We start from the raw sequence: 9,645 nt of genomic DNA, 5'->3' as shown, positions 1-9,645 counted from the left end.
CAAAACTGCGTGCACTGCAAGACCTGCGACATCAAGGACCCGACGCAGAACATCGTCTGGGTCACGCCCGAAGGCGGTGGCGGGCCGAACTATCCGAACATGTGAGCACGCTCCCTCTTGAGGCGCGGAACAGCGGCCCGTGATAGTGCTACGCCGTTCCGAGAGACGGCATCGCGCTACAACTGCCCCAGTTCCCCGAGGATCTCGTCGCGCAACGCGACGAACCGCGCATCGCTGCGATCGCGCGGCCGCGCCAGCCCGACGTCGAGCACTCGGCCTATACGCCCCGGCCGCGCCCGCATCACGACGACGCGGTCGGCAAGAAACACGGCCTCGTCGACATCGTGCGTGACGAGCACCATCGTGATCCGCTCGTGTTCCCAGATGCGTTGCAGCTCGCGCTGAAGCCGCGCGCGCGTCAGCGCATCGAGCGCGCCGAACGGTTCGTCGAGCAAGAGCAGGCGAGGCCGGTTCACGAGCCCGCGCGCAATCGCGACGCGCTGCGCCATTCCGCCCGATAACTGGTGCGGGAAGTGATGCTCGAAGCCGCTCAAGCCGACGAGCGCGACATGCTCTTCTACCGCGCGCCGTTTCTGGTCGCGTGAAAGCGGCGCGTTCTTGAGCGCGATCGCGATGTTCTGCTCGACGTCGAGCCACGGGAAGAGGCGGTGGTCCTGGAACACGATGCCGCGCGCGAGATCGGTCGTGCGCACGGCTTGGCCGGCGAAGTCGATCGCGCCTTCGAATTCGCCGTCGAGTCCGGCGATGAGGCGCAGCAGCGTGGACTTGCCGCAGCCGCTCGCGCCGACGATGCTCACGAACTCGCCGCTCGCAATCGACAGGTCGATGCCGTCGAGCACGGGCCGCGCGGTGTCGTCGCCCGCGAAGTGCTTTGCTACTTGCCGCAGGTCGAGCCTGCTGTCGGAATCCTGGATGACGGTCGACACGATAAAGCTCCTATTGCGTTTGACGCGCGTGGTGCGCATGAGTGAACCAGCGCCGCTGGATGGCGCGCGCGAGCGCGTTGAGCGCCCAGCCCGTCACGCCGATCACGATGACGCCGAACACGACGAGATCCATGCGGAACTGCTCGCTGCCATCGACGAGCGTATTGCCGATCCCGCTGCCCGCGACGAGCAGATACTCGGCGCCGAGCGTCGCGAGCCACGAATAGATCAGCGCGAGATAGATGCCGGTGAACACCGAGGGCAGCGCTGCGGGCAACACGACATGGGTCACTGTCTGCCACTTGCTGTAGCGGAACACGCGGGCGACTTCGAGCAACGCGGGCGGGACGGCGCGGATGCCGTCGCTCGTATGCACGACCACCGGCACGAGTGCCGCGAGCGAGAGGAACACGACCTTCGCGACATCGCCGAGACCGAACCATACGGAGATCAGCGGGATCCACGCGAACAGCGACACTTGCTTGAACGTGTTGAAGCTCGGGCCGATGGCGCGGTCCGCAAGCTTCGAGACGCTGAGCAGCGCACCGAGCGCAAGGCCCGCCGTCGTGCCGATGGCGAAGCCGGTCAGTTCGCGCGCGAGCGACGCGGACAATGCTCGCCAGAGCGCGCCGCTTTCGGCCTGGCCGATCGCGGTGTGCCAAACCTGCGCGGGCGACACTAGGATGCCGTGCGTGCCGCCTGCATTGCGCGAGACATACCACCACGCGACGAGGGCCGCGATGGGCAGTGCCCAGCCGCGCCATCGGCCTGAAGGTCGATCGGTGCCGAGCGCGCGTCCGGCTTCGAGTTCGAGTGAGGTGTGGGCCATGAGGTCTTCCTTAGTGCGCGTTGCCGCGTTGCAGCCGTGCTTCGACGATGGTCAGCAAACGGTCGGCCACATACCCGATCGCGCCGACCACGAGCACCGACGCCAGCACGAGATCGAGCTGGAACAACTGCCGTCCGTAGACGATCAGGTAGCCGAGCCCCTCCGACGATGCGACGAGTTCCACGACGACGAGCGTGAGCCACGCCTTCGTGAACGCCAGCCGCACGCTGGTGCCGATCACGGGCACGGCGGCGGGAAGGATCACTGAGCGAATCGTCTGCGAGGGCGTGAAGCGGAACACGCGTGCGACTTCCCGGTAGGCGTCCGGCGTCTGGCGAAAGCCCTGCAGCGTGCCGAGCGTCACGGGAACGAGCGCGGCATGCGCGATCAGAATGTACTTCAGCGGTTCGCCGATGCCGGCCACGATCATCAGGAACGGCAGCCAGCCGAGCACAGGCACCTGCACGATCGCGTTGAACGCGGGAAGGACATAGGCCTCCGCCGTGCGCGACAGCCCGAGCACGCCGCCGAGCAGCAGGCCGAGCACCACGCCCGCGCCGAAGCCCACAGCGACGCGCGACAGGCTCGCGCCGACGTGCATCCACAATTCGCCGCTGCGGATCATGGCGGCGAGCGTATCGAAGACGAGCGCTGGCGGCGGCAGCACTTGCGCCGAGATCCAGCCATAGTGGGAACCGAGCGTCCAGAGCACGGCGCACAGCGCGGGCAGCAGCCAGGGCAGGGCCACCCAGCCGGCCGTGCGCGCCGCGTTCAACCGCGATCCGCGCGTCGGCGTTCGGGCGCCACGCACACCGACATCGACTGCGGGATCGAAACTACGTGCGAAACCGTTCGCCATGGTCGAATCTCCGTAGGTCAGGATGCGATCGGTTTGCCCGACGCATCGAAGCGCGGCCAGTAGGCCTGAAGCTTGAGCGTCTTGAGCGCTTCGTCGAGGTACTTCGGCTCGAACCAGCCGTTCACGCTCACTGGCTGGCGGATCAGGTTTAGACGCAGTGCATCGTCGGCGACGGCCTGGTAGCGCGCGACCAGAAACGGATCGATCAACGGCGAACTGCGATCCTTCAACGGCTGGTTCGCATACTCCGATTGCCACGATTGCGCCGGCACGCCGCTCTTCGACCACAGTTCGAACAGTGCATCGCGATTGGCTTCATCGGAGGACCATTGCGACGCCTGCACGACCGACGTCACCAGCTTCTGCACGGTCTCCGGGTGCGCGCGCTCGAAGTCTTCCAGCACGAGCAGATGCGCTTGCCGCGTGAGTTGCAGGCCGCCGTCGCGCGATGCATAGACGATCTTCGCAAGCCCTTGCCGCTGGAGCTTGAAGAGGTTGTAGTCGAGGAAGACCGCATCCACGCCCTTCGATGCCAGCGCCGCCTGTGCCGCCGCCGAATCGAGGTTGATCACGCGCAGATCGCGCTCGGTGAGACCGTTCTCCTTGAGCACGTTGTCGGCGACGAGTTGCAGGTTGGTCCCGCGGAAAATGCCCACGCGCTTGCCCTTGAGCTCCTTCACGCCCTTGATGTCGGAATCCGGCGGCACCGCGAGATACACGCCCGCGCGCACGTTCGACGCGACCAGCAGATGCGTCTTGAGCCCGTTTGCGCGGCCGAGCACGGCGGGCAGATCGCCTTGGTAGGCGAAGTCGATCTGCTTGTTGGCGAGCGCTTCGTTCACGGCCGGACCCGCGCCCTTGAAGAAGATCCATTCGACCTTAGTGCCGTCGGCCTTAAGCGCGTCCTCGACGCGATGTTGCAGTTGCGCGGTCGCGGCAGGCGATCCGCCGAACACGGGCGGATCGCCTGCGCCCTGTTGCGCCACGCCGATCTTGACGACGCCCGGCGCGGCGGCGAACGCAGTTGCGCTCGCGATGACGCCGAGCGTCGTTGTCAGCGTCTTGAGTAGAAGTCGCAGTGTCATCGTGTATGCAGGGAAGAACGAGAGGGCCCGGACGAGCGTCCGGGCAGGCGAATCAGGAACGCACCGTGCGCGTGACCGTGCGGCTCGTGCGGCCGTCGATGCTCACCGGCACGTCGCCGTGCACGGTCGCGCGGCGCACGACGCGATGCGCGTCGGCGTAATCGGCGACGGCGTAGTGCTGCGTCGCGCGGTTGTCCCAGATCGCGACGTCGCCCTGCGTCCAGCGCCAGCGAACGGTGTTTTCCAGACGCGTGATGTGGTCCTGGAAGAGTTCGAGCAGGCGATCCGAATCGCGCTGCGACAAGCCGACGAAGCGCTGCACGAAGTGCCCGAGCACGAGGCTGCGCTCGCCCGTCTCCGGATGCACCCGCACGACCGGATGCTCGGTCTCGTAGAGCGTCGAGGTGAACTGCTCGCGATACGCGAGTTCCGCATCGGTGGCGGGCGTCGAGCGGGTCGCTGCGTAGTCGTAGGCGTTCGAGTGCACGGCCCACAGCGTGTCGGCGAGCTCGCGCAACGGCTGCGGCAGATGCTGGTAAGCCGCGACGGTATTGGCCCACACGGTGTCGCCGCCTGCGGGCGGGATCACCACGCCGCGCAGGATCGAGATCTTCGGATAGGCGTCGACGAAGGTGACGTCCGTGTGCCACGAATTCGCGCGCGTGCCGTGCTTCGAATCCAGTTCGAGCAGGCGGCTACCGCTCTTCACGGAGGCCACGGTCGGATGCGCGACGGTCTCGCCGAAGCGCGCGGCGAAGGCTTCCTGAGCGGCGTCGTCCAGATGCGACTGGCCGCGGAAGAACAACACCTTGTGTTGAAGCAACGCAGCGTTGATGTCGCCGATGGTGGCGCTGTCGAGCTCGGCGCCGAGCGCGACGCCGCGTACTTCGGCGCCGACGCGACCGCCGATCGGACGGACATGCAGTTCCGTCTGCGCGGACGCTTGTTGCTCGGTTGACGGATGCGAAAGGGTGGCTGTACCGGTCATGCGGATCTCCGTGTGGGTCGGTTGCTCTGGATCGATCGTGCGCGGACGACTCTCCGCGATCGATGCATTGAAGCATCCCCTGCGACCCGGACCAACGAAGAGATTCGACTTTACTTTTCATGCCGCGAGTCGATCGCATATGAGGCGACGCGCAGCCACCGACGCATGTAGTAAGCGGCTGCTACGCAAACGACGGCGGCCCTCGCTTTCGATGCGGTGACATCCCATGTCAAACGCTTTTCAGCGGTGTAGAGTAGCTTCGGCACCGCGATGACGGCATCGTGCGCCGCATGGTGCAGTTCCGCACGTTGCCGTCTCCAGAGCCTTAGAGGAACGACGGTGACGACTCCAGGGCCACTCTCCACACTGCGTCCCAAACGCGAGCGCCTGCTCGAACGCCAAGCCGCGCTCGCCGCGCTGACCCGCATCGACGTGTATCAGAACGAGAATCTCGAACAGACGATCCGGTACATCATGGAGACGGCCGCGCAGTTGATGTACGTCGAGCGCGTGAGCCTCTGGCGCTACACGCACACGCGTTCCGCGATCGTCTGCCTCGATCTCTACGAGGCGAGCGTCGACCGGCACAGCGGCGGCGCGCAATTGCAGGCCGAGCTATACCCCGCATACTTCGAAGCACTGGCGACGAGCGACGCCATCGTCGTCGACGACGCTCATTCCGACCCGCGTACGCATGAATTCTCGGGCAGCTATCTCACGCCGCTCGGCGTGACCGCGATGCTCGATACACCGGTCTATCTGAACGGCCGGATCGACGGCGTGCTGTGCCATGAGCAAGTCGGGCCGCCTACACCGTGGACGCCGGAAGACCGCCTGTTCGGTATTGCGCTTGCGAACCTGATTGCGCTGGCTGTCGAGCGCGACGATCGCCGACGCGCCGAGGAAGCGCTGCGCGAGAGCGAACAGCGGCTCGCGACACTCGTCGCGTACGCGCCGGATGCCATTCTCGTCTTCGATGCCGACGCCGATCGCTACGTGCAGGCCAACGCGCAGGCCGCGCGTCTTTTCGGCCGCGAATGCGACGCGCTGCTGTCGGTGGACCCAGTGGAACTCAGCCCGGAGCGTCAGCCCGACGGGCGTATTTCGAGCGAGGCGCGGCTTGAGATGATCGACCGTGCGCTCGACGGCGGCACGCCGGTCTTCGAGTGGATGCACCTCAACGCATCGGGCGCGCTCGTGCCGTGCGAGATCCGCCTCGTGCGCCTGCCGCACGCAACGCGCAGACTGGTCCGCGGCAGTGTCATCGACATCGGCGAACGCATGCGCACCGAGCAGGCACTGCGCGCGAGCGAGCAGCGCCTCTCCACGATGCTCGCCTATTCGCCCGACGCGATCACCTTGCTCGACGTCGACACGCTGCGCTTCGTCGAAGCGAACGAGCAGGCCGCGCGGCTCTATGGCCGCGATCGTGACGCGCTGCTGCGTATCGGTCCCGTCGAGTTGAGCCCGGAGCGGCAGCCCGATGGACGACTGTCGGGCGAGGCCGCGCGCGAGAAAGTGGAGGAGGCGCTCGCGGGCGGCGTGCCGGTATTCGAATGGTGGCATGTCGACACGGCAGGCGCGCTCTTTCCCTGCGAGGTCAGGCTCGTGCGCCTGCCCGACGCGGCGCGCCGGCTGGTGCGGGGAAGCGTCATCGACATCAGCGAGAGAAAGCGCGCGCAGTCGGAGTTGAACTGCGCGAAGGAGGCGGCCGAGGCGGCCAACCGCGCGAAGTCCGAGTTCCTCGCCAACATGAGCCACGAGTTGCGCACGCCGCTCAACAGCGTGCTCGGCTATGCGCAGCTTTTGCGGCGCGAGGCCGAACTGAACGAGCGGCAGTGCAAGGCGCTCACGATCGTCCAGCAGTCGGGCGAACACTTGCTGGGACTCATCGACGAAATTCTCGACATGGCGAAGATCGAGGCCGGCACGCTGGACGTCGTGGCCGACAACTTCGATTTGCATCGACTGCTCGCGAGCATCGCCGGGATGATGAAAAGCCGCGCGCAAGCAAAGGGGCTTTCGTTCACCACGGCGCAGTGGTCGGACATTCCGCGCGTGATCCGAGGCGACGAGCGCCGTCTGCGACAGGTGCTCATGAATCTCCTCGATAACGCGATCAAGTACACGCAGCAGGGCGGCATCGTACTGAAGACCGGGCTGAACGAAGCGCGCTTGTGCTTTCTCGTCGAAGACACGGGGATCGGCATTCAGCCGGAACATTTGTCCGAAATATTCGACGTGTTTCATCAGGTCCGCGACCCGGCGACGGTGATCGACGGAACCGGGCTCGGGCTCGCGATCAGCAAGCGTCTCGTGCATCTGATGGGCGGCGCGCTTCAGGTCGAGAGCACGCCGCAAGTAGGCAGCCGCTTCTGGTTCGAACTGGAGGTGCCGCCGGTCCAGGCAGAGCCGCCGATGGCCGCGGTCCGGATCGCGACGGGCATCGCAGGCGAGCGCCGGCGCGTTCTCGTGGTCGACGACGAGGCGGAAGGACGGGGCCTGCTGCGCGACCTGCTCGCGCCGCTAGGCTTCGACGTGCACGAAGCGGCGGACGGCGAAGCCGCCATCGACGAAGCGATCCTCCTCAGGCCCGATGCGATTCTGATGGACGTGCGCATGCCGCGCCTCGACGGACTTGCGGCGACCCGCCGTATCCGCGCGCTGCCTGAACTTTCGGGGACGGTCATCTTCGCCATTTCCGCGAGCGCGTTCGAACATAACCGCGCGCGCTGCATCGAGTCGGGCGCCGACGAATTCGTTCCCAAGCCGTTTCGGCAGGAGAGGCTGATCGATCTGCTGTGCACGCGTCTTGGGCTCACCGTGCTTTACGCCGCTGGCGATGGCGCGGAGGCCGAGCCGGAGCGCGCGGAGATCCTCGCCGTACCGCCGTCCGCGGATCTGCGACGGCTGCTCGATCTCGCGTCACGCGGCGACGTCAGGCAGTTGCTGCACGAGACGAACGAGCTGGCCCGGCGCGATCACGCGCATGCGCCGTTCGCGGCGCAACTGCGCGAACTCGGCGAAGCCTATCGCATGAAAGAACTGCGCCGGTGGCTGAAGCGTCTCGCAGACGAGCCATGAAGCGAACCGTCTCCACCCCTGCGGACCAACGGCCGCTGATCCTCGTGGTCGAGGACATCCCGGCCAATCTGTCGATCCTGCTTGATCTGCTGAGCGCCAACGGCTTTTCGGTGTCGGTCGCGGAGGACGGCGAGAGCGCGCTCGAAGCGATCGAGTACGCCTCGCCCGATCTGATCCTGCTCGACGTGGTGATGCCCGGCCTCGACGGCTTCGCCACCTGTGCGCGTCTCAAGGCGAACCCCGCGACCCGCGACATTCCGGTGATCTTCATGAGCGCGCTGACCGATACCGTCGACAAGGTGAGGGGCCTCGAACTAGGCGCCGTCGACTACATCACGAAGCCGTTCCAGCACGAGGAAGTGCTTGCGCGTGTCGGCACGCATCTCGAACTCAGACGGCTCGGGGCACGGCTCAAGGAGAGCGAGCATCGGCTCTCGCGCATCATCGAATCGGCGATGGACGCCATCATCGCGCTCGACGAAGCCGGCCGCGTCACGCTGTTCAACCGCGCGGCCGAGCGCGTGTTTCGCTGCATCGCGGACGAAGCGCTCGGCAAGCCATGCCACCGGTTTCTTTCGGAGCCGCTGTGCCGGTTGCTCGGCGACTACATGCTCGGACAACGTCCGCAAGCGCCCGTCTGGGTGCCCGAGGGATCGAGCGCCTTACGCGCCGATGGCGAGTCGTTCGCGATCGAAGCGACGCTTTCATGGGCCGAAGCCACGGGTCAGGCGATCTACACGCTGATCCTGCGCGACATCGAAGAGCGCAGGAGAGCGGAGGCGGAAGTCGGACAGCTACGCGGATTGAACCGGTGCCTGCGGGAACAATTGCGCGAAGCGCAGGCGACGGAGGAACTCATCGGGCCCGCTGGATTGCGTCAGGTCATGGAGCAGGTGCGGCAGGTCGCCTGTACGGACGCATCGGTGCTCGTGAGCGGCGAGACGGGCACGGGCAAGGAACTGATTGCTCACGCGATCCACCGCATGAGTCCGCGTGCGAGCCGGCAGTTCGTGAAGCTGAATTGCGCCGCGCTGCCGGCCAGTCTCATCGAGAGCGAACTGTTCGGCCATGAAAAAGGCGCGTTCACCGGCGCGCTGGCGCGCAAGGCCGGGCGCTTCGAACTCGCCGATGGCGGCACGCTCTTCCTCGACGAGATCGGCGAACTCGCCCTCGATCTCCAGGCGAAACTGTTGCGCGTGTTGCAGGACGGCGAATTCGAGCGTCTCGGCGGCACGCGCACGCAGAAGGCGGACGTGCGCATCGTCGCCGCGACCAACCGTAGTCTCGCCGACGAAGCCGCGGCCGGCCGTTTTCGCGCGGATCTCTTTTACCGCCTGAACGTCTTTCCGGTTGCGCTGCCGCCGTTGCGCGAGCGCCGTGCCGACATCGCGGCGCTCGCCGCGCATTTCGTGCGGCGCTTCGCGACGAAGTACGGCAAGCACATCGAGGCGATCTCGAATGAGCAACTGGCCGTGCTCGAAAACTACCGGTGGCCCGGCAACGTGCGCGAACTTCAGCACGTGATCGAGCGCGCGGTGATCCTGACTCAAAGCGCGCGACTTGCACTGGGCGACTGGTTCCGGGACACGGCGCCTGCCGCGCCGCCGACATCGACGACACCGGCCGCAACGGAACCGGCACGCGCCGACTCGGGCGCGGTGACGATGGAAGAAGCGGAGCGGCTTCATATCCTCAAAGTGCTGGAGGAAACCGGCTGGCGTGTGAGCGGCAAGTCGGGAGCGGCCGAGCGGCTCGGACTGAAGCCCACGACGCTCGAATCGCGCATGAAGCGCCTCGCCATCAATCGTAAGACGAGCTGAACGTTCCCGATATTCCGTGAATCTCCCGAAGAC

At 66.2% G+C, this 9,645-nt stretch carries 8 protein-coding genes; 3 read left to right on the top strand and 5 right to left on the bottom strand.

Annotated elements, in window-relative coordinates:
- Window positions 1-105: 4Fe-4S dicluster domain-containing protein (locus AWB66_RS25805; RefSeq protein ID WP_141667388.1), on the top strand; the 105-nt coding region annotated here is incomplete at its 5' end.
- Window positions 106-176: 71 nt separating this feature from the next.
- Here AWB66_RS25805 and AWB66_RS25800 read toward each other — a convergent pair.
- The 5 genes from AWB66_RS25800 to AWB66_RS25780 are packed head-to-tail and all read right to left on the bottom strand — an operon-like array spanning window position 177 to window position 4,708.
- Window positions 177-947, bottom strand: a complete 771-nt coding sequence (locus AWB66_RS25800) for an ABC transporter ATP-binding protein (RefSeq protein ID WP_407642322.1) — start codon at window positions 945-947, stop codon at window positions 177-179.
- A 10-nt stretch (window positions 948-957) separates the two neighbouring features.
- Window positions 958-1,776 (bottom strand): ABC transporter permease, encoded by an 819-nt coding sequence (locus AWB66_RS25795; protein ID WP_087632917.1) that lies wholly within the window; start codon window positions 1,774-1,776, stop codon window positions 958-960.
- Window positions 1,777-1,786: 10 nt separating this feature from the next.
- Window positions 1,787-2,635, bottom strand: a complete 849-nt coding sequence (locus AWB66_RS25790) for an ABC transporter permease (protein WP_087632916.1) — start codon at window positions 2,633-2,635, stop codon at window positions 1,787-1,789.
- A gap of 17 nt (window positions 2,636-2,652) precedes the next feature.
- Complete coding sequence (locus AWB66_RS25785; protein WP_087632915.1) at window positions 2,653-3,720, bottom strand: ABC transporter substrate-binding protein; 1,068 nt, start codon at window positions 3,718-3,720, stop codon at window positions 2,653-2,655.
- 52 nt (window positions 3,721-3,772) lie between these two features.
- Complete coding sequence (locus tag AWB66_RS25780; protein ID WP_087632914.1) at window positions 3,773-4,708, bottom strand: TauD/TfdA dioxygenase family protein; 936 nt, start codon at window positions 4,706-4,708, stop codon at window positions 3,773-3,775.
- Window positions 4,709-5,047: 339 nt separating this feature from the next.
- Between AWB66_RS25780 and AWB66_RS25775 the strand changes: the two genes are divergently transcribed.
- Together AWB66_RS25775 and AWB66_RS25770 are read left to right on the top strand one after the other, a co-directional pair.
- Window positions 5,048-7,792, top strand: coding sequence for an ATP-binding protein (locus tag AWB66_RS25775; protein WP_159462942.1), 2,745 nt, complete (start codon window positions 5,048-5,050; stop codon window positions 7,790-7,792).
- Window positions 7,789-9,612: a sigma-54-dependent Fis family transcriptional regulator gene (locus AWB66_RS25770; protein ID WP_087632912.1), complete on the top strand. Its 1,824-nt coding sequence runs from the start codon at window positions 7,789-7,791 to the stop codon at window positions 9,610-9,612. The genes AWB66_RS25775 and AWB66_RS25770 overlap by 4 nt, the downstream gene beginning before the upstream one ends.
- Window positions 9,613-9,645 lie beyond the last annotated feature (33 nt).

This window comes from Caballeronia telluris, assembly GCF_001544495.1.
Classification (GTDB): domain Bacteria; phylum Pseudomonadota; class Gammaproteobacteria; order Burkholderiales; family Burkholderiaceae; genus Caballeronia; species Caballeronia telluris.
This window is presented reverse-complemented; position numbering and strand designations above follow the sequence as displayed.

Bases quoted from the DNA above. Each gene is read 5' to 3' on its own strand.
- AWB66_RS25795 (WP_087632917.1), bottom strand. From the start codon at position 1,776: ATGGCCCACACCTCACTCGAACTCGAAGCCGGACGCGCGCTCGGCACC.
- AWB66_RS25790 (WP_087632916.1), bottom strand. From the start codon at position 2,635: ATGGCGAACGGTTTCGCACGTAGTTTCGATCCCGCAGTCGATGTCGGT.
- AWB66_RS25785 (WP_087632915.1), bottom strand. From the start codon at position 3,720: ATGACACTGCGACTTCTACTCAAGACGCTGACAACGACGCTCGGCGTC.
- AWB66_RS25780 (WP_087632914.1), bottom strand. From the start codon at position 4,708: ATGACCGGTACAGCCACCCTTTCGCATCCGTCAACCGAGCAACAAGCG.
- AWB66_RS25770 (WP_087632912.1), top strand. From the start codon at position 7,789: ATGAAGCGAACCGTCTCCACCCCTGCGGACCAACGGCCGCTGATCCTC.